Source organism: Psychromarinibacter sediminicola (assembly GCF_029168335.1).
In the GTDB taxonomy this organism is placed as follows: domain Bacteria; phylum Pseudomonadota; class Alphaproteobacteria; order Rhodobacterales; family Rhodobacteraceae; genus Psychromarinibacter; species Psychromarinibacter sediminicola.
In genome coordinates, this window is sequence record NZ_JARGYC010000238.1 from 1 (window position 1) to 463 (window position 463).

Sequence of the window (463 nt, forward strand, 5' to 3'; positions counted from 1 at the left end):
AGGAAGCGCTGCGCGGAGCCGGGTGACTTGAACCGAATTTGCTGCCGCTCTCGGCGTCGGGTTGGCTGATGTGAAACCTCCGCTCGGTTGTTCGAACGTCCGCCAGTCACGTGCCGGTCGTGCAATCCCAACTCACGCAGTGCGGCGCCATAGGAACGAAGACGGTCAGTGACGATGGCATTCGGGACATAGCCCTGCCGTTTCAGGAGTTTTCGCAGCAATTTCAATGCGGCTTTCCGGTCCCGCTTTGACTGTACCAGGATGTCGAGCACTTCGCCTTCGTCGTCCACGGCGCGCCAGAGATAGACGGTCTTGCCGCCGATCTTTAGGAAGACCTCATCGAGGTGCCATCGATCTGAAGGTCTTGGCAGCTATGGCTGAAATTGGGTGATGGCGCCTGAGAAGGCGGCGTATCGTGGCGGGTGCTGAAGCCTGCCAGAACCTCCCGAAGGAGCGATACGCC

At 59.8% G+C, this 463-nt stretch carries 1 pseudogene; it reads right to left on the reverse strand.

What is annotated here, in order from left to right:
- A pseudogene (locus P1J78_RS25165) lies at nt 1-368 on the reverse strand (IS6 family transposase); the annotation flags it as partial.
- Nucleotides 369-463 lie beyond the last annotated feature (95 nt).